A 19,463-nucleotide genomic window follows, 5' to 3' on the forward strand; every position below is an offset into this window, starting at 1 on the left:
TTTTAGTTGGTTGGAATTTCTGCTTTATTGGCTTTAATATCAGTACCTAAGCGCTGTAGATAGGCTATAATGGCCACAATCTCCCGATCACTTTTTACTTTAATGTTGTTTTGTTTTAAATCAGCAGCAATTTGATCAGCCTGAATTTTAAGATCTTCATTAGCCTTTTGGTCATACCCAGCTGCATATGGCACACCGAGTGTTTGCATCGCCCTAATTTTACTTGCCGTGGTGGTGATATCAAGTTGCTGTTTTACAAGCCATGGGTACGGTGGCATAATACTGCCCGGCGACATTGAAGTGGGATCTACCAGGTGATTATAATGCCATGCATCTGAATATTTTCCGCCAATGCGATGCAAATCTGGTCCGGTTCTTTTACTTCCCCATAAAAAAGGGTGATCATAAACAAACTCACCAGCCTTGCTATATTCGCCATAACGTTCTGTTTCTGAACGGAAAGGCCTAACTGTTTGGGAATGGCAGTTTACACAACCTTCGCGGATATAAAGATCTCTTCCTTGCAATTCTAAAGCAGAATAAGGTTTTACACTGGCAATAGTGGGCACGTTAGACTGTATCGTAAATGTAGGCATCATTTCCACCATTCCACCTATCAGAATGATAATCAATGATAAAACCATAAATTTCATTGGCTTACGCTCTAAAACCCTGTGCCAGGCTTTATCCGCAGCAGAATGATCTACAATTTCTTTTGCCAGAGGCATTGCTTCTGCGGGTTCATTAGCAACCAGTTTAGCACTTCTCATGGTTTTGGCCAGGTTATAAGTCATCACAATTACACCTGCCAGATACATTGCACCACCTATTGATCGCAATACATGCATGGGAATTATCTGTAGCGTGGTGGCCAGGAAGTTTGGATACTTCAGTAAACCTTCGCCGGTAAACTCTTTCCACATTAAACCTTGGGTAAAACCTGCCCAGTACATCGGGATAGCATAAAAAAGAATGCCGAGCGTGCCTATCCAAAAGTGAAAGCCGGCCAGTTTTTTAGAATATAGTTCCGTTTTATAAATTCTTGGAATTAACCAGTACAATACGCCGAAAGTTAAAAAGCCATTCCATCCTAATGCCCCTACGTGTACGTGGGCCACAATCCAATCGGTAAAGTGGGCCACACCATTAATTTGCTTTAAAGATAACATTGGCCCTTCGAAGGTGGCCATACCATAAGCTGTTAGAGCCACTACCATAAATTTCAGGGTAACATCTTCCCGAACTTTATCCCATGCTCCCCGAAGGGTTAGTAAACCGTTAATCATTCCGCCCCAGCTTGGAGCAATCAGCATAATTGAAAAAGCAACGCCTAAAGATTGTGCCCAACCTGGTAAAGAGGTATAGAGTAAATGGTGCGGACCAGCCCAGATGTAAATAAAAATCAGCGACCAAAAGTGTAAAATACTTAGTTTATAAGAGTATACCGGTCTTCCAGCCATTTTTGGCAGAAAGTAATACATCATACCTAAATAAGGTGTGGTTAAAAAGAAAGCTACCGCATTGTGTCCGTACCACCATTGTACCAATGCATCCTGAACGCCTGCATACACATAATAACTTTTCATAAAAGAGATAGGCAACTCAAATGAGTTAACAATATGCAACACTGCTATGGTTACAAAGGTGGCAATGTAAAACCAAATGGCTACGTATAAATGCCGCTCTCTTCTTTTAAAAATGGTACCAAACATGTTCACTCCAAATACTACCCAAATGATGGTAATGGCAATATCTATTGGCCACTCCAGTTCAGCGTATTCATGCGAGGTGGTAAAACCAAGTGGAAGGGTAATCACTGCTGATACGATGATAAGCTGCCAGCCCCAGAAATGAATTTTACTTAAAATATCACTAAACATTCTGGCCTTAAGCAGGCGCTGTAAAGAATAATACACCCCCATAAAAATGGCGTTGCCTACAAAGGCAAAAATCACCGCATTGGTGTGTAAGGGCCTGATCCTACCAAAGGTGGTATACTGGTTTCCTAAATTCATTGCAGGTTTGAAAAGCTGCATCGCTGCCAGCAAACCCACCGTCATCCCAATAATCCCCCAAACGAGGGTGGCAATGCCGAAGTTTCTGACAATCTTGTTATCGTAAGTAAATCGCTCTAATTGCATAAACAGAAATGTTTTGTTTGTATTGATAGGTCAAAGGTATCCTGCATGGGGCAGGTAAAGGATGATGTGGCTTAGCTGGAAAAGTGATCTTCTTCACTTTTTGCTTCTTCCAGCTCATCATCGAAAAGAATCCGTATACCCGGGGTGTAAACGTCGTCGTTTTGCCCCGTTTTGGCAGCCCAGATAAACGCACCCAGAAAAATGAGTGCCATTAAAACGCTGCAGCCCACTAAAAAATAGAGAATATTCATAACAGCTTGTTTTCGTTAGTAATATTTATTAGAATACCGTTTTAACAGTTTTTTTTTAACCACCCCGCCCTTTGGGCACCCTCCGATACATCGGAGGATGGTCGCAGACCGGGGTGTTAAAAGCGTTGAATATTAATCGAACTCAGGTAAATAGTTTATTTCTACGCGCCAGAATGCGTGTAGCGAAAGTGGTAAAGCAGATGATTGTTACGGTGCTTATCGGCATGAGTACCGCAGCAACTAAGGGATAAAGCGTACCCTGAACGGCATAAAAGATTCCGATAAAATTATACGCAGTAGCAATAGCGAAACTTGCTTTGATAATCTTAATTCCATCTTTACTCAGGCCAATAAAATTGGGCAGCAAGCTTAATGAATCGCCCTTTAAAATGGCATCGCATCCGGGGGTAAAATTGTTAATATCATCTGTAATGGCAATGCCGAAATCACTTTGTTTTAAGGCACCTGCATCATTCAGCCCATCACCTAACATCATCACTGCCCTTCCGCTGTCTTGCAAAGCCGAAATGGCATCGAGCTTTTCATGAGGACTTTGCCTGAATCTGATTTGATTCTTTTCCGGAAAGATGGTTCTCAAATGGCGTTCATCTTTGTTGGTATCACCAGAAAGCAATTGTACATCAAATGAACGATTTAATTGTGCAATCAGCACATTGAGTTGAGGTCGCCACTCCTGTTCAATCACAAAATTCCCCATGTAAACATTATCAATCACCACATGCACACCGCTGAAAGGCTGATGATCCACCGCTTTTAAATTGGACGATAAACTTCCGGCGTAAACACTTGAGCCGTTAATAGTTGCAGATAAACCCTTACCCAGCATTTCCTGATAATTCTTCACCTGAAAAAAATCACCTGTTTTTAATTCCTTTAAAATGTGCCTGCTCAATGGATGCGCAGAATTTCTGAACAGTGAAGCCACTATTTTTTTCTCGTGATCATCCAATTTACCATTGAAATAAACCTGCGCATTTCGGGTGGTGGTTAGTGTTCCGGTTTTATCAAAAACGATGGCATCACACTTAGCCAGCTGTTCTACAGCATCAGTATTTTTTACATAAAAACCTTTTTTATCAAACACAGATAAAATGGCTGAAAGTGTAAATGGTGTACTTAAAGCCAGTACGCATGGGCAAGCCACAATAATTACAGCTGTAAATGCCGACCAGGCTTTGTGGCTATCGTGTTGCAAAAGCCAGTAAGCAGTGGCTGAAAAGGCAATGGTAAATACGGCCAGGCTAAAATACTTGGCAATGCTATCATTAAAGTTCTGCTTTTGAACATGGTTTTTATAATGATCATGGTTCCATAAACCCGTTAAATAACTTTGAGATACAGGCTTAATCACTTCTAATTCTATAGCCTCTCCTGTTTGTCGACCTCCGGCATAGATAATTTCACCTAAAACCTTGTGTACAGGTTCAGATTCGCCAGTTACGAAACTCATATCCATCCAGGCATCACCTTTCATTAAAATCGCATCAGCAGGGAGTAATTCGCCGTTTCTAATCCATAAGCGGTCTCCAATTTTCACTTCATTGATGGAAACTGGTTTTTCCAGACCGTTAATTAATGTAGTTACCGCAATCGGGAAATAGGAACGATAATCACGATCGAAGGAAATGTGGTTATAAGTTCGTTGTTTCAACCACTTCCCCATTAACAGCAAAAAAACCAAACCCGTCAGGGTATCAGCGAAGCCAGGTCCGGTGTTAAATATAATTTCAAATGCTGTCCGTAAAAATAGAACGGCAATGATTAATGCTAAAGGCGTATCCAGATTTACATGCTTATGTTTTAAACTGGTGATGGCGGATATAAAATAATCTTTACCACAATAAAATGCTGCCGGAATGGAAAAAGCTAAATTCAGCCAGCCAAATAACACTTGAAATTGTTTTTCCAGGCCAGACAAACCAAAATATTCGGGAAAGCTGAAAAGCATCACATTGCCCATTAAAAATCCCGCTACAGCTATTTTCAAAATCAAACCTTTATCCAAGGCCTTTTGATGTTCCTTCACCACATCCTGAAGGCTGATTAAAGGCTCGTAGCCAATCTGAATTAGTGTTTCTACCAAGTTCCTTAGTGAGATTTCTTTATGGCTAAAAGTGATGGTAACTTGCTTCCTGATGAAATCAATTCGTGAGCTGAAGATGGCTTGATTGATTTTATAAAGATGCTCAAGTAACCAGATACATGAACTACAGTGAATTGCTGGAATATAAAAGGTTATGATACTGGAGTCTTTGCCAGTATAATCAATCAGTTGGTTTATAATCTGCTGTTCATCCAGGTATTCTAACCGGGTATCGTGATTAAATCGCTGACCTGGATTATGATTATATGCATAGTAATTACAGAGGTTATTTTCTGAAAGGATTTGATAAACTCCCTTGCAACCAGCACAACAAAATTCTTTATCATCCAATCGATGAACATGGTCTGTAACCTCTTCTCCACAATGATAACAGATGGTATAAGTTGTGGTTTGTTGTTGGTTTTTCATGGCATAGAATTTAAATGGCAGCACTAAATAGCTTAGTTTCCGGTTGCCTAGCCCATAACTTCTCATCAAAAGCCATGCACACATTTCTTAAGAATGATTTACCATTTTGTGTGATGTTAATTTCCTTTCCACAAACCTGAATCAGCTGATCTTGAATGAGCGGAGAAAGTCTTTTAACAATTGCATCGGGTATCGCTTCGGGGTAGCTGGTGTTTTCCCGGCACATGATATTTAAAATATGCTGACGGATCTCCAGGTCTTCTTCAGAGAGCAAATGACCTTTTTCTATCGGCCATAAACCAGCATTAATTTTATCTAGATAAGCTTCAACACTTTTAGGGTTTTGTGCAAATGCAGTCCAGCTATCACTAATAGACGAAACACCTAAACCAATCAGCAAATGCGTGTGCTGATCAGTATAGCCCATAAAGTTGCGATGCAATTTTTTCTCCGCACTTGCTATAAATAGCGTATCAGTTTCTAGGGCAAAGTGATCCATTCCCACGTCTTCATATCCAGCTTCCAACAACATCTTTTTACCCATTTGATAAAGCGCAAATTTCTCATTTCCAGCAGGAAGATCTTCAACGGTATAGTGCCTTTGACCAGGCTTAAGCCAAGGCACATGCGCATAACTATAAAACGCAATCCGATCGGGCTTCATCTCAATTACGGCTTCAATTGTTTCTGATAAACCAACAATGTTCTGAGCAGGTAATCCATAAATTAAATCAAAATTTATAGAATCAAAACCAATTGCTCTAGCTTGACGCATGATCGAGGTTACCTGTTGTGGTGTTTGAAATCGATTGATCATCATCTGCACTTTTGGATCGAAATCCTGAATCCCCAGACTCAATCGTTTAAAGCCTAATTGATACAGGGTTTGCAAATGTGCTTCGGTGGTATTTGCCGGGTGCGCTTCAAATGAAAATGTAGCATCAGGCGAAACTTCAACCCCGGTAAGAATACCTTCAATTAATATCTTCAGGTTTTCAGCTTGAAAAAAAGTAGGCGTACCACCGCCTAGGTGCAACTCTTTTATTTTCAGCTTACTTCCCAGCAGATTTTGATACATTTTCCATTCTGCTAAAACGGCCTTGATGTAAGGCAATTCCACCGTATGGTTTTTTGTGATTCGTGTATTGCATCCACAATAAGTACATAAGCTTTCGCAATAAGGCAGGTGAATATAAAGGCTGATTCCGCCATCTCCGTGCTCCGCATAAATGGTTTGAACAGCACTGATCCATTTTTCGGGACTAAATGTAGTCTGATCCCAATATGGAACTGTTGGATAACTCGTATAACGTGGTGCAGCAACATTATATTTTTGAAGTAGTGCAGCTGTTTCCATTATTTTAAGGCTTTAGCTACACCACAATTATTCTGACAGCAACAGGCTTTGCCTACACATTTACCGGCAGCCCATTGATCCAGATTCTTGATAACCTGTTCCATTCGCAATTTAGGATCCTGGTTTTCATCCAGCAGTGGTACATTTGCTACTTTCATTCCGGCACGACCTGCGGCCAGTAAATCCAGGTGTCCAGTGTCGACAGATGATGTGGCGATATATCGAATCCCCAATGACTTTAATCCATCAATCATTTGCGCGTCTAAGTCGTCATGATTAAAAACCAATAACACTTCTTTACCTGCAGAAAAAGACAAAGTATCAATAGTTAAACTATTGGCTATGATGGTAATATCATGTTTCTTATAATTTGCGAGAACCAGCCATTCTTTTTCGACAGGCTTAATATTATAGGCTATTGCTTTCATGTACAATTTTTAAGTACACAAAAATAAAGCAGCCATCACTTGGAGAGGATGAGGCTGCTTAGACTAAAAAGTGACATTAATTACTTTTAAAGGATAGGTGTAAATGATTTATTGCTTTACATTTTTAAGATTTTTCAATGATAATATGTTGATGGCATTACCCGTTTTATCAATCAATTTTTCATCCTTAAAGTCAGCTAGCATCCGACTAACAGTCTCACTTGCAGTCCCAACCAACGCAGCAAGATCGTCTCTTGAAATTTTGATGGTACAATTATCACTTTCTACACTGCCAAATTTTTCAGCCACCTGCACCAATGCTTCAGCTACCCGCTTCCTTACCGATGAATAAGCCAATTGCAACATTTGTTTTCCTTTACCTTGTACATTTTCAGATAGCAAGTTGATAAACTTTTTGGATACAGACTGGTGGTTGAGCAGATATTCCATAAAATCTGTTTTGGGAATCTGGATAATTTCTGATGGTGCAAGTGTTGCCGCATTTTCAGCATAAGGTACACCATTACAAAGGCTTTCATAACCAAAGAAATCACCATCATGAAATAAGCCGGAGGAAAGTTCCCGACCATCTTTAAAACGTTTATATGTTTTAACTTGTCCCTTCACAATATAGTAAAGATGCAAAGGTTCATCATCCTCTACATAAATAATTTGTTTGTTTGCAACTGATCTGGCTTTGCCTTTTGCCTTAAGTTCTTCAAAAACGGCATCAATACTTCCGGCTGATGTACCCATGGTTTTTGATTGCTGTTTCTTTTTAAAACGGCTTTCTATGGCCTTAAACAATTCTAAATCGTCAAATGGCTTTGTTAAATAATCATCTGCCCCCATTTCCATTCCCTTTCTCATATCTGCACGTTCGGTTTTAGCTGTAATGAAGATAAATGGAATATTGGCCGTTTGCGGGTTTTTATTAATCAGATATAATACGCCATAACCATCCAGTTCAGGCATCATAATATCACAAAGAATCACATCTGGTAAATGCTTCAACGCCAAATCTACACCAATTTTACCATGCTTGGCAGTAAAGGTTTCATAGCCGGCTAAATCCAGCACCTCAGCAGTTCCTTCACGGATATCGTCGTTATCTTCTATTATTAAAACTTTTTTATTCATCAGAAAATTTGAATAGGGATTTATGATTGATTTAGATGGGGAACGTTAAGGTAAATAACGTACCTGTGTTTTGCTCGCTTTTACATGATACAGTGCCGTTCATTAAACCAACATAACGCTTTACAATATTTAACCCCAAACCTGTACCAGGAATGTCACCTGTATTATGTGCCCTAAAAAAAGGCTCGAAAAGGTTATGTTGATCAATTTCTGGTATCCCAATGCCATTATCCTGCACCTCCAGAATCAGTTCATTTTCCTTAAGAAGGCTATTGAATTGGATTAAGGTATCCTCTCCAGAATATTTAATGGCATTGGATATCAAGTTGATTATACAGTTTTTAAGTAAATTTGGATCAAGTAATACATCAGCTTTGGTGCCGGTATGCTCGTAGATGATATGCTGGTTCTGTTTGGTAATCAATTGCATCTCTTCCGTAATTTCTTCTGCAAAGCTAATGATGTTGAATACCTGCTCAGTAGCTTGTACTTTACCCGCTTCTAGTTTTTCCAATGATAAAAAATCATTTAAAATGGTGGTGAGGTTATTAATAGAATTCTTAATTTTTGCAGTATGTTTCTCTACGTTTACTGCGTCTTGCTTAACCGTATATTTATCTATTAATGAGGCTGATAACTGCATTGAACTTAAAGGGGTTCTAAACTCATGCGAAGCCATAGAAACAAAACGTGTTTTAAGCTGATTAAGCTCTTTCTCTTTTTGAAAAAGAGCGCTCATGTTTTCCTTTGCTGTTTCCAGTTCCGAAACCAGTTTAATTAAATCACGTGTACGTTCTTTAATTTTACTCTCTAACTTTTCGGTATAGGATTTAATCTGTTCCTCATTAGCCTTTTCTTTTGACAGATCATGAATAAACCCGGTATAAATTTTACGATCGCTAAATTTAACTTCACTCACGCCCAATCGGAATGGGAAAGTAGAACCATCTTTCTTTTGCCCAAGCACCTCTCTTCCAATGCCGATAATATGTTTCTTGCCCGTTTCATTATAATTCTGAATGTAGCCATCATGCTTGATTTTATCTGGCGCTGGCATTAAAACAGATACATTTTTACCGACCAGTTCAACACGTTCGTAACCAAAAAGCCTCAATGCTGCCGGATTTAAATGCTCAATAATGCCTTTATCATCAATGGTTATAATGCCATCAATCGCATTTTCTATAATTGCATCCAGGAATTTCGATCTGTCCATATTATCTGCTTTGCTGAGGTCGTAAAGATAAATTTAATTGAGACCACTTTCAATATTAATCAATTAGCAGCTGTTCTAATCTGTTCTCTGAAATATTCAACTCTGTCTGCAATGAATTTAATTGATCATCTGCACCATCAGCAATTTCATTAAATAGTTGTTTATAATAAGAGATCCCTTCTGATAACTGCAATTTAAAATGAAGCAGTTGTTTTTTCTTTTTCTCAGTAAAATGATTACAAAACTGCTGTAACTCTCCCTGAAAATAATCGATATACAACCCAAGCTCTTTAACAAAAATGTGCGGACGTTCAATTTTTTCCAACAAGTTTAAGCGTCCGTAAATATGACCCACCATATCATCCATAGCATAAATACCTGAAAAATAAGCCAGATTAGGTCCCGGACAAATGGCTACCGCCTTACTTTCTTTAGGCTTAAGCATATTATATTTTAAATAGGTAGATGCGCATAAACCTTCACAGAGACAAATTTTTTCTGTTATGGTATCAAACTGTTGTTGAAATTCATTTGCTGGCAGTGCTTGTGATTTCAATTGTTTGATTTTTAAATGTTGATATTCCCTGGATGCCGTGCAAATGGGCTGTTCGGTAAACTCGGTGTTGTTGCACAAATATTTTTTGGTACAGGCGCTTCCGGGACGATTTTTATCTATCCTCCCTAAGCGCTGAGCATCAATGGTACTGTTTTTAAAATTATTAAACTGAATGCCCAATGGTGAGGAATGGCTCAGGTAATAATCATCTTCTTTTGAATGGGCCAGAATATCCAGGGTTTCATTATCCACATTCGTTACTTCCGGAACCAAAAGAAACGGACTTCCCCAGCCCGTGGCATCCAATCCATAATGATGAATTAAAAACTGGTTTTCTTCAGCGGTACCAATTCCGCCTTGCACACTAATTCGTTGTGAAGGGGCAGCACTAATATTCACATTTCTTTGGCTAAGTGCTGGCTCATATAGGGCGAATAATTCTGCATGCATGTCATTTCTTCTGACCTTAAATTCTTCCAAAATTGGTCCGAGCAAATAACCTTCCGTTGCAAAGGCATGTCCACCGCAGTTTAATCCAGATTCAACCCGAAACTCGGCTACCCATAATCCTTTTTTCGCTAAGAATTTAGCCTGAATTAATGCTGACCTAAAATCGCTTACCTTCAACACAATCTTTTTACTGATATGGCCGTTTTTATCAGGAAAAAAATCATCAAACTGAGTTAAATAACTGTATAACCGTGGATTCATCCCGGCGGATAAAATGACCGAAGATGACAGTTTGCTTAGTGCAAAACCACGTAAGGCTGCAAGGGCATCAGAATTTTCATCACTGGTAAATTCAGCATCGATATTCATCTTATCAACCTTGGCCATAATATTTACATCAATTGCTCCAGGTTTAATGTTGTTCCGCAGCACCTGTTGAAACATTTCTTTACTTGAGCCTTCAGGATAATCCATCATCAGCTCATATCCGTTTTTTAAGCTGGAACCTTCTGGTAATAATTCAAAATACCGACAAATATCGCTTCCAGCTTCAAAGGCCTGCCTTTTAAGTTGTGCAACCTGATTTGAAATGGCATCTGCAAGAAAATTTAAATAAGCAGTAATTCTTTTCGCCCTACTGTTTGATGCAGATTTTAGTATTGGTGAAAAATCCAGTTCCATCTGGCGTGAGTGGTACTCCCTCATCCGTTCTATCAATTCATCATCTACAATGGATAATACAGAGGAAATGCCATAACGGGCAACCTTTAATGGCGTGTCTATAGAATATCCAAGTCCTAAAACAGGGATATGAAAAGTATGTGGCATAATATATTTCTTTAAAGCACAAACCTATTTAATGTACCTAAGGCCATGGCAGATATAGGTTACCTTATAAAATGATGTAAGTCACTTTTTTACGATCAAACCTTATAGGTTTTAAAAACCTATAAGGTTTAATAAATCTATTTTTTTTCTAAAACCTTTAACCTACAGTACTGTTTTTAATAAAAAAGAAAAGATATATGGGACTTTTAAAAACCGCAATTATTGGCGCTGCAGTTTATGCAGGCTTCAAATACATCACCAAGAAAGATCCGATTACCGGAAGATCAGTAGTAGATGATCTTAAAGATAAGGCACCTGAATGGAAAGAAAAAGCAAAAGATTACCAAAGAGAATTTGAAACTAAATTTCAAAACGTAGAGAATGATTTAACCAGATGAATATCTGATCACCGAAATCGCAATCAACCAACAGATGAATATTTGTTTCTGTAGGTAAGCATAAGGGATGATTATTGATTTCCTTATTTGGCTGGCAAAAGATTGAGAAATACCTATTTCTGAATCCTTTGCCAGTTTTTATATTCCCTTAATATTCTAAAAGAAGACAAATTGCAGGCAATAGACTGGAAACAATTTTTAATTGGCGAAGAGAATTTCGAATTTTTATTAGAGATCGCCCTCCGTACATTCATCATGTACTTCATCATACTCGTTGGATTAAGGTTGCTTGGCAAACGAGGTGTACGCCAGCTTTCCGTATTTGAACTGGTGGTTATTATTAGTCTGGGTTCTGCCGCCGGCGATCCCATGTTCTACAAGGAAATTGGCCTGTTAATACCCGTTGTTATCTTTTTGGTTATTGTTGGTGCCTACCGCTTCACCACTTATTTAACCGCAAAAAGCGACAAAATAGATGATCTGATTGAAGGCAAATGTGTTTATCTTATTCGTGATGGCGTATTTAACATCGATGATTTTAGAAAAGAAGCACTGGCTAAGGATGAATTTTTTGCAGACTTACGCCAGCAAGGAATCTCACATCTTGGACAAATTGAAATCACCATTTTAGAAACTTCCGGTTCGCTTAGCGTATACCTTTATCCGGATGATGCCGTGAAATTTGGCCTGCCTATTCTTCCTGATCTTTTTGAGAAAAAAATTAAGCTAATCAATACCAAAGATCATTACGCCTGCTCATTTTGTGGTGCGGTTGAACAAATTGAAGTGATGGGTAAGCACAGTTGCAAGCGCTGTAAAAATGAGGAGTGGTTAAAAGCAATAGATCGACGCAGGGTTCAGTAAATATTTACCAGGCTGAACATCATGCCAATGAAAAATAGATGGTGTTTTTCTAGGATTACATCGGCTATGAATAGTAAATTTGTGGCATGACATTACAAGAATTAAAGGAGCTGGAAGATTTTTTTTCAAAAGCTGGCAAACAGCAAGTACCCATTTACCTTAATGAAGCTACTGTCATTACAGATTACGATTATTTTTTAGAAAGCCATTTCTTACCCCTAAAATTAAACCTCGATTCTAAAGTTAACCAGCCACTGCTTCATCGCTTAAAAATGCTGAAACTTTTAGTTGAGGCTAACGCCTGATTCATTTATCGTTTATATACCAGCTTACGATGACTCGTTGAGGATGCTAAACTAACCGTTAACAATGCGGCACCCAAAAAAGCACCCTGAATCAGTAGCGATTTATTTTTGCGTTCAATACCCTGATATAAAGTGTATAAAGCAATGGCGCCTATTCCGGCCAGTTCAATTACCCTTTTATTCTGGTGAGCAGGCGTACTTCTTTTTGAAAATGCAACCTGTAGTAAATGATCTACCAGGTGCATGTTCTTCCTAACCGTATTTTTAATGGCAGGCTTAGTGGCATAAATCCCTAAGCCATGGCCAACAGCTTTCATTCCATCCAGCACTATTCCTTTTTGAATTTCTTCACTTGTTTTTGTTTTCATCATAGAATCTTTTAAAAAATTCAACAATAAAAAAAGTGATTAAGTTTTGGATAGTTTGATTTTAATCTTTAGTAGAACCTCAATAAATTCAACTAACCGAATACCTCTGAAAATAGCTTGTTAGAATGAAGTTTAGCCTGTTGATCGTAAATATGAGAAGTACTCATGATCTCATTTACACCATATTTTTCTACAAAATCTTCTAAATTCCCTTTGATGGTTTCTTTACTTCCAATAAAAGAATAATAAAGCATTTGTTCAACCGCTTCTTTTTCCATCCGATCCCAATAGCCATTGATATTATCAAAGGCAGGCTTTAACAATTCACGCTTCCCGGTGATCACACCCAGGAACATTCGTTTTACCGAGCTGGATAAGAACTCAGCCTGCTCCTCTGTATCTGCCGCCACTACATTCACGCATGCCATTACGTAAGGCTCTTGTAAAAATGCAGATGGCTTAAAGTTATTTCTATAAATGGCTATGGCCTGTTCAAAATAGGTTGGTGCAAAATGGCTGGCAAAGGCATATGGCAATCCTTTTTCTGCTGCTAACCGTGCACTATCGGTACTTGAACCCAGCACCCAAATTGGAATATCAAGACCCTCGCCTGGAAAAGCCCTTACATTTGAACCCCTGTTATCACTTGAAAAAAATTGTTGAAGGCGTTCAATATCTCTTGGGAAATAATGTGGGGAATTAAAATTTTCACCTCTAATGGCCATTGCCGTCACCTGATCTGTTCCTGGCGCACGACCTAATCCTAGATCAATTCTATTAGGATATAGCGAGGCCAGCGTTCCAAATTGCTCTGCCACGATTAAAGGTGAATGGTTAGGAAGCATAATACCACCCGAGCCTACACGAATAGTTTTGGTTCCGCCGGCAATAAAACCTATTAAAACCGCTGTTGCAGAGCTGGCTACACCTGCCATGTTATGGTGTTCTGCAAACCAGTAACGACGGTAACCTAAACGTTCTGATTGTTGGGCAATTTCTAAACTTGTTTTAAAAGTATCAGCAGCAGTATGTCCTTCCAGTACCGTTGCCAAATCGAGTACAGAATAGGGTATATTTTTAAGTGATTGATGATTCATGGTATTGGTTTTCTTAATCTGATCACAAAAATATCCGATAAAAAATCAACTACCTGCATCATAAAACTTAAATGACTTATTCGTGATTGGCAAATCAGTTTTATTATTTTCAGTTAACAAATATTCATTTTTCATGTCCAAATCCAATATATCGCAACAAAGGTTGAAAATCTTGAGTTTCAGAGCACTGTCTTGTATAATCTTTTCCATCGGGTAAAAACTAAATAAGTATTTTATTTATTTAAAAATTTCCAACTATATTGGCACAAGTTCGTTATTATTCAGATCCTTCTTTTCTTACATATGACTAAAAATATCTTTATTGCATCTGCCGAACCCTACACCGGGAAATCTGTTATTGCATTTGGTATGATCAACATGCTACTTGCCAAAACGCAAAAGGTGGGTTATTTTAAGCCCATTATTGCTCAGGAAGATCCTGATAAACGGGACGAACATGTAGAAGCCATGTTGGATTATTTTTCGCTTCCGGTAAAATATGAAGATGCCTTTGCTTTTACCAGGCAGGATATGCTTCAACAATCTGATGATAGCGGAACGATGATCAACACAATCATCAGCAAGTATAAGAAACTGGAAGATAATTATGATTTTACCGTAATTGAAGGCAGTGATTTTTTGGGCGAAGGAAGTGCTTTCGAGTTCGAATCTAATGCTTTAATGGCAAAAAACCTGGGCGCTCCGGTTCTGGTCGTGGTATCAGGAAAAGGAAAATCGGCCAGCCAGTTGTTTAAGTCTGCTATTAATATTTATAAAAACTTTTTATTGCGTGATGTTCAGGTGCTGGGTGTGGTGGCCAATATGGTTCAACCAGAAGAAGCGGAGCGCATTAAACAGGCACTAACCAACCAATTACCTGCTGAATTATTAATTGCCGTTATTCCGGTAGAAAGTGGCTTGCAGAGTCCCACCATGAAGGAAATTACGACGGCATTGAATGCCGAGGTATTATTTGGAGCAGACTTATTGGATAACCAGGTAGACAATTTTGTTACCGGTGCCATGATGCTGCCCAATTTTTTAAGGCACATTAAAGATAACTTGCTAATTGTTACTCCGGGTGACCGTGGCGACATTATTATTGGTTCGCTTCAGGCTAACCTTTCTGCCAATTACCCTAAAATTGCAGGTATTGTACTTACCGCAGGCAGTTTGCCTGATGAGCCCATGATCAGGTTAATTGAAGGCTTACAAACCATCATTCCTATTATTTCAGTACAAAAAGGCACTTTTGAGACCACTACGACTATTGGCTCCATCCACTCTAAAATCACCATCGATAATAAAAAGAAAATTGCCCTCGCCATTGATATTTTTGAAAGACATGTAGACCTTAAAGCCCTTGACGATAAAATTATCACCTTTAGTTATCAAGGCATTACCCCACACATGTTTCAATACCAATTGGTGAAATGGGCCAAACGAGAGAAAAAGCACATCGTTCTTCCCGAAGGAAATGATGAGCGCATTTTAAAAGCGGTAGAAAAATTAATTGCACAGGATATTGTTGACATTACCTTACTTGGCGATCCGCTTGAGATTGGAAATTCCATCAAGCGACTAGGCTTAAACCTCGATCCAAATGCTATTCACATCCATAACCCGGCACATTCTGAACACTACGATCAATATGTAGAAACATTGCATGAGTTACGAAAAGCTAAAAACGTAAACCTGGAAATGGCAAGAGATATGATGACAGATGTATCCTATTTCGGAACCATGATGGTGTATAAAGGTGATGCTGATGGAATGGTTTCCGGAGCGGTGCACACCACTCAACACACCATCCGTCCGGCTTTACAATTTGTTAAAACACGTCCGGGTGTTTCAGTGGTGTCTTCTATCTTCTTTATGTGTCTGCCAGAAAGGGTAGCTATTTTTGGTGATTGTGCTGTTAATCCAAATCCAACTGCACAGCAACTGGCGGAAATTGCTATTTCTTCTGCAGAAAGTAGTGCTAAATTTGGCATCGAACCACGCATTGCCATGTTGTCCTACTCCTCCGGAACATCAGGTGAGGGTGAGGATGTAGAACGCGTACGTGAAGCTACAGCTATTGTAAGAGCCAGGTATCCTGAATTAAAAATTGAAGGTCCTATTCAATATGATGCAGCGGTAGATCCAAAGGTGGGCAAACAAAAAATGCCGAATTCTGAAGTAGCCGGAAGGGCTAGTGTGCTCATCTTCCCGGATTTAAATACAGGTAATAATACTTATAAAGCAGTACAACGTGAAACAGGCGCATTAGCCATTGGCCCCATGCTCCAAGGCTTAAATAAACCCATTAATGATTTAAGCCGTGGCTGCACGGTAGATGACATTTTTAATACGGTAGTGATTACAGCTATTCAATGTCAGGACATTTAAAAATAAAACATGAACATTTTAGTCATCAATTCAGGAAGTAGTTCCCTTAAATATCAACTCTTTAAAATGCCTGTTCCTTCGCCAATTTCCAGCGGACTGGTGGAACGCATTGGCATTGAAGGTTCCTATATAAAACATACCGTTTTCCAGGGAACAGAGAAATTTGTTACAGAAAAAACTGCATTTATAGCCGATCATGGCGAGGGCTTAAAGCAGGTGCTCGCTTTATTAAGTGAAGGTAAACTTGCCGTAATTGCCACACCGGATGACATCAATGCTGTTGGCCACCGCGTGGTACATGGCGGGGAAAATTTTTCCGGTCCGACTTTAATTACGGCAGAAGTAAAAGAACAGATTAAGAAACTTTTCTCCCTTGCTCCACTTCATAATCCAGTGAATTTAAAATGTATTGAAGTCGCAGAAGAAACATTTAAAAACGCCAAACAGGTAGCGATTTTTGATACCGCTTTTCATCAAAGCATTCCGCAGCAAGCTTTCCGATATGCTATTCCGGATCGCTATTATAAGGAAGAGGGAATCAGGGTTTATGGTTTTCATGGTACCAGTCATAAATATGTAAGTGAACAAGCTGTTCAATGGTTGGATAAAAAAGAATCGAAACTTATCAGTATTCACTTGGGCAATGGATGTAGCATCACCGCCATCAGAAATGGAAAGTCTGTTGATACCAGTATGGGCTTTGGTCCGTTAAGCGGTTTAATGATGGGTACCAGATCAGGCGACATCGACCCTTCTGTTATTTTTCATTTAATAGAACATGCCGGATACAGCCTGAATCAATTGAGCACTTTATTTAATAAGGAATCAGGTTTATTAGGTGTTGGAGGTTCAAGCGACATGCGGGACATTAGAAAACTAGCGGAAGCTGGAAACGAATATGCTGTTCTTGCCCTGGAACTTTATGCCTATCGCATCAAGAAATTTATAGGTGCTTATGCCGCTATTCTTAATGGAATGGATGCCCTTATATTTACGGCCGGCGTTGGCGAAAATGACCGGGATATGCGTGAAGCGGTTTGTACAGAACTGGAATTTTTAGGCATCGAAATGAATAGCGAAAGTAACAGACAATACCAGGGTGGTTTAGTGGATGTGAGTACGGATGATTCAAAAGTGAAGATCCTAATCATCCCAACCAACGAAGAATTTGAAATTGCCAGCCAGTGTTATCGCTTGTTGCAGTGATAATTTAGTTTAGGTATTTGTTTTTGCAGAGGTTATTTGTGTGGTAATGTTATCCATTGGAGATAGGAATTAATTATAAGAGAATTTTCCGACTATTAGAATACCCCCGTCCTGCGGACACCCCTCTGAAGAGGGGAATCAACCCGTAATTGGGGCAAAAGAAATCAGGCATTTGCACTACCCGAAATTCTCTTTTACGTTAAAACCGATAATGATTACAATCCTTCTTCTCTGTCCGCTAAACTTCTGATTTGTTTACGCTCTAGCTTTTCCAAATTCCTAATAACCTCCTGATCACCACAATCTCGGCAATATGGTAGGCATTATGATCTGCAATTTGTAAAGCTTCACGCAACAGGGATTGACCATCTCCGTGAGGAATAGTTTCATAAAGATCTTTTGATTCTAATAAATTGATAAAACTTTTTAAATCATAATCAATAGCTTCCAGTGTTTGTGTCCATTCCTCTTCACTTGATGGGGCCGTTTCCTCCGGCCAGTATCCATCCGGCCATTTTGGCGATTGATGTAACCCATCCTTACTAAATTCTAGCATATCCCACTGGGCAATCCGAATGTGCGAAACCAATTGCCAGACACTGTATGGCAGGCCATATGGCTTTTCGCCTAAAAGCTTAAACGGAAAATCCTTAACCGCTTCATTAAAACCAACATGCGCACCACCGCCGTTTAGTAATTTTTTCAATTCTTCCAATAAAATCTGTATATGCTTCTCCATCAAATTAAATGATTTATTAAACAACATACCAAATACACGAAGGTTTGTCAAAAAACTGGCAAGCACATTTATAAACGAAATATTTCTATTATTTTTGAGTATGAACCTATCCCCTTCCTTCCCGATCCTTTCGAATTATACTTACTTAAACACAGCTTACGCCGGTATCTTATCAACTGAGTTAGCGAGCTGGAGAACAAAACACGACCAACAGTTAATAGAGGGTGGTAGTGAATTCAGATTAAATAATTCGCTAATTATAGAAACCTTAAGATCTAACCTTTCAGACTTTTTCAAAACAGCGGTTTCGAATGTTTTTCTAACGCAGAATTTTTCATTTGGTTTTAATACACTACTTGATGGACTGCCAAAAACAGAACGATTTCTTTTGCTTAACGATGAATATCCATCAGTGGCATACCCGATAACCAGCCGTGGCTTTTCACACAGTTATGTAGATATAGATGAAAATCTGGAAGATAATGTTTTAGCAGCGATTGAAAAAAATCAGCCAACTGTTTTTGCTTTTAGCATCGTGCAGTACATCAGTGGTTATCGGATGAATCCGGAATTCATAAAAAAACTTAAAAAAACATACCCCAAATTATTACTCATTGCAGATGGCACGCAATTTTGCGGTACAACAGATTTTAGTTTTGAAGATTCGGGGTTAGATGCACTATGTGCCAGTGGATATAAATGGTTACTGGCAGGCTTTGGAAATGGCTTCATCTTATTATCCGATCAATTGAAAAACCACCTTTACGAAGATAGAAAACTTGCTCAGCTTCCTTCAGCCCCCTTTGTTAAAGGCAAAAAACCTTTAGCCTTTTGTTTTGAACCCGGCCATCTCGATACCTTGAATTTTGGATCTTTAAATGAAAGTTTAAATATGATCAGAAATATTGGTATTTCTACGATAGAGCAAACTACACAGGCCCTTTGCCAACAAGCCAGGATACAACTTCATCACCGCGGCCTGTTGCCAGATTATCTAGCCGACCAAAAATATGCATCTACCATCATGATTTTACCACTTGCTCAACAGCAGGTTAACCATTTGGCAGAAGCTAAAATTTTATGCTCACCAAGAGGTACCGGAACCCGGATTTCGTTTCACTTTTATAACACCGAAGAAGATTTACAAAAGCTTTTAGCTGTTTTAGATGGGAAGAAAATTCAACAGGCAAGCTAA

General features: G+C 39.0%; 17 protein-coding genes. 6 read left to right on the plus strand and 11 right to left on the minus strand.

Going from position 1 to position 19,463, the window contains the following annotated elements; genetic code table 11:
• Positions 1–2 precede the first annotated feature (2 nt).
• The 8 genes from ccoN to AN34_RS11920 all read right to left on the minus strand — a co-directional run bounded on the left by ccoN (position 3) and on the right by AN34_RS11920 (position 10,900).
• Entirely contained in the window at positions 3–2,141 is a 2,139-nt protein-coding gene (ccoN, locus tag AN34_RS11885; protein ID WP_029285641.1) for a cytochrome-c oxidase, cbb3-type subunit I, read from the minus strand.
• A gap of 71 nt (positions 2,142–2,212) precedes the next feature.
• Complete coding sequence (gene ccoS, locus AN34_RS11890) at positions 2,213–2,392, minus strand: cbb3-type cytochrome oxidase assembly protein CcoS (protein ID WP_029285643.1); 180 nt, start codon at positions 2,390–2,392, stop codon at positions 2,213–2,215.
• Between the two features lie 142 nt (positions 2,393–2,534).
• Positions 2,535–4,925 carry a heavy metal translocating P-type ATPase metal-binding domain-containing protein gene (locus tag AN34_RS11895; protein WP_029285645.1) on the minus strand — a complete coding sequence of 797 codons (2,391 nt, stop codon included), beginning with the start codon at positions 4,923–4,925 and terminating at the stop codon, positions 2,535–2,537.
• Positions 4,926–4,935: 10 nt separating this feature from the next.
• A complete protein-coding gene (gene hemN / locus AN34_RS11900; RefSeq protein ID WP_029285647.1) occupies positions 4,936–6,282 on the minus strand; it encodes an oxygen-independent coproporphyrinogen III oxidase in 1,347 nt (448 codons plus the stop codon).
• On the minus strand, positions 6,282–6,710 hold the full coding sequence (locus AN34_RS11905; RefSeq protein ID WP_029285649.1) for a hypothetical protein: 429 nt from the start codon (positions 6,708–6,710) through the stop codon (positions 6,282–6,284). The genes hemN and AN34_RS11905 overlap by 1 nt, the downstream gene beginning before the upstream one ends.
• A gap of 108 nt (positions 6,711–6,818) precedes the next feature.
• Positions 6,819–7,850 carry a response regulator gene (locus AN34_RS11910; RefSeq protein WP_029285651.1) on the minus strand — a complete coding sequence of 344 codons (1,032 nt, stop codon included), beginning with the start codon at positions 7,848–7,850 and terminating at the stop codon, positions 6,819–6,821.
• Between the two features lie 31 nt (positions 7,851–7,881).
• The gene (locus AN34_RS11915; RefSeq protein ID WP_029285653.1) at positions 7,882–9,066 is read right to left on the minus strand and encodes a PAS domain-containing sensor histidine kinase; all 1,185 of its coding nucleotides are present in this window, start codon (positions 9,064–9,066) and stop codon (positions 7,882–7,884) included.
• A 55-nt stretch (positions 9,067–9,121) separates the two neighbouring features.
• Positions 9,122–10,900 (minus strand): hypothetical protein, encoded by a 1,779-nt coding sequence (locus AN34_RS11920; RefSeq protein WP_029285655.1) that lies wholly within the window; start codon positions 10,898–10,900, stop codon positions 9,122–9,124.
• Between the two features lie 197 nt (positions 10,901–11,097).
• On the opposite strand from AN34_RS11920, the gene AN34_RS11925 reads away from it, so the two are divergent.
• The 3 genes from AN34_RS11925 (at position 11,098) to AN34_RS11935 (ending at position 12,467) form a co-directional block, all read left to right on the plus strand.
• Complete coding sequence (locus AN34_RS11925; protein WP_036677046.1) at positions 11,098–11,298, plus strand: hypothetical protein; 201 nt, start codon at positions 11,098–11,100, stop codon at positions 11,296–11,298.
• A 171-nt stretch (positions 11,299–11,469) separates the two neighbouring features.
• Complete coding sequence (locus tag AN34_RS11930) at positions 11,470–12,162, plus strand: DUF421 domain-containing protein (protein ID WP_029285657.1); 693 nt, start codon at positions 11,470–11,472, stop codon at positions 12,160–12,162.
• Between the two features lie 86 nt (positions 12,163–12,248).
• Positions 12,249–12,467 (plus strand): hypothetical protein, encoded by a 219-nt coding sequence (locus tag AN34_RS11935; RefSeq protein WP_029285659.1) that lies wholly within the window; start codon positions 12,249–12,251, stop codon positions 12,465–12,467.
• A gap of 5 nt (positions 12,468–12,472) precedes the next feature.
• On the opposite strand, the gene AN34_RS11940 is transcribed toward AN34_RS11935, so the two are convergent.
• Positions 12,473–12,838: a hypothetical protein gene (locus AN34_RS11940; RefSeq protein WP_029285661.1), complete on the minus strand. Its 366-nt coding sequence runs from the start codon at positions 12,836–12,838 to the stop codon at positions 12,473–12,475.
• Positions 12,839–12,927: 89 nt separating this feature from the next.
• Positions 12,928–13,932: an LLM class flavin-dependent oxidoreductase gene (locus AN34_RS11945; RefSeq protein ID WP_029285663.1), complete on the minus strand. Its 1,005-nt coding sequence runs from the start codon at positions 13,930–13,932 to the stop codon at positions 12,928–12,930.
• 303 nt (positions 13,933–14,235) lie between these two features.
• On the opposite strand from AN34_RS11945, the gene pta reads away from it, so the two are divergent.
• A complete protein-coding gene (gene pta, locus AN34_RS11950; protein WP_029285665.1) occupies positions 14,236–16,323 on the plus strand; it encodes a phosphate acetyltransferase in 2,088 nt (695 codons plus the stop codon).
• A 9-nt stretch (positions 16,324–16,332) separates the two neighbouring features.
• A complete protein-coding gene (locus AN34_RS11955; protein ID WP_029285668.1) occupies positions 16,333–17,529 on the plus strand; it encodes an acetate/propionate family kinase in 1,197 nt (398 codons plus the stop codon).
• Positions 17,530–17,791: 262 nt separating this feature from the next.
• Here the strand turns inward: AN34_RS11955 and AN34_RS11960 are convergent, their stop codons facing one another.
• Positions 17,792–18,268, minus strand: a complete 477-nt coding sequence (locus AN34_RS11960) for a DinB family protein (protein ID WP_029285670.1) — start codon at positions 18,266–18,268, stop codon at positions 17,792–17,794.
• Between the two features lie 100 nt (positions 18,269–18,368).
• On the opposite strand from AN34_RS11960, the gene AN34_RS11965 reads away from it, so the two are divergent.
• Positions 18,369–19,463 carry an aminotransferase class V-fold PLP-dependent enzyme gene (locus tag AN34_RS11965; protein WP_029285672.1) on the plus strand — a complete coding sequence of 365 codons (1,095 nt, stop codon included), beginning with the start codon at positions 18,369–18,371 and terminating at the stop codon, positions 19,461–19,463.

The organism is Pedobacter sp. R20-19, from assembly GCF_000708265.2.
In the GTDB taxonomy this organism is placed as follows: Bacteria; Bacteroidota; Bacteroidia; order Sphingobacteriales; family Sphingobacteriaceae; genus Pedobacter.

Bases quoted from the DNA above. Each gene is read 5' to 3' on its own strand.
- ccoN (WP_029285641.1), bottom strand. From the start codon at position 2,141: ATGCAATTAGAGCGATTTACTTACGATAACAAGATTGTCAGAAACTTC.
- ccoS (WP_029285643.1), bottom strand. From the start codon at position 2,392: ATGAATATTCTCTATTTTTTAGTGGGCTGCAGCGTTTTAATGGCACTC.
- AN34_RS11895 (WP_029285645.1), bottom strand. From the start codon at position 4,925: ATGAAAAACCAACAACAAACCACAACTTATACCATCTGTTATCATTGT.
- hemN (WP_029285647.1), bottom strand. From the start codon at position 6,282: ATGGAAACAGCTGCACTACTTCAAAAATATAATGTTGCTGCACCACGT.
- AN34_RS11905 (WP_029285649.1), bottom strand. From the start codon at position 6,710: ATGAAAGCAATAGCCTATAATATTAAGCCTGTCGAAAAAGAATGGCTG.
- AN34_RS11910 (WP_029285651.1), bottom strand. From the start codon at position 7,850: ATGAATAAAAAAGTTTTAATAATAGAAGATAACGACGATATCCGTGAA.
- AN34_RS11915 (WP_029285653.1), bottom strand. From the start codon at position 9,066: ATGGACAGATCGAAATTCCTGGATGCAATTATAGAAAATGCGATTGAT.
- AN34_RS11920 (WP_029285655.1), bottom strand. From the start codon at position 10,900: ATGCCACATACTTTTCATATCCCTGTTTTAGGACTTGGATATTCTATA.
- AN34_RS11925 (WP_036677046.1), top strand. From the start codon at position 11,098: ATGGGACTTTTAAAAACCGCAATTATTGGCGCTGCAGTTTATGCAGGC.
- AN34_RS11935 (WP_029285659.1), top strand. From the start codon at position 12,249: ATGACATTACAAGAATTAAAGGAGCTGGAAGATTTTTTTTCAAAAGCT.
- AN34_RS11940 (WP_029285661.1), bottom strand. From the start codon at position 12,838: ATGATGAAAACAAAAACAAGTGAAGAAATTCAAAAAGGAATAGTGCTG.
- AN34_RS11945 (WP_029285663.1), bottom strand. From the start codon at position 13,932: ATGAATCATCAATCACTTAAAAATATACCCTATTCTGTACTCGATTTG.
- pta (WP_029285665.1), top strand. From the start codon at position 14,236: ATGACTAAAAATATCTTTATTGCATCTGCCGAACCCTACACCGGGAAA.
- AN34_RS11955 (WP_029285668.1), top strand. From the start codon at position 16,333: ATGAACATTTTAGTCATCAATTCAGGAAGTAGTTCCCTTAAATATCAA.
- AN34_RS11960 (WP_029285670.1), bottom strand. From the start codon at position 18,268: ATGGAGAAGCATATACAGATTTTATTGGAAGAATTGAAAAAATTACTA.
- AN34_RS11965 (WP_029285672.1), top strand. From the start codon at position 18,369: ATGAACCTATCCCCTTCCTTCCCGATCCTTTCGAATTATACTTACTTA.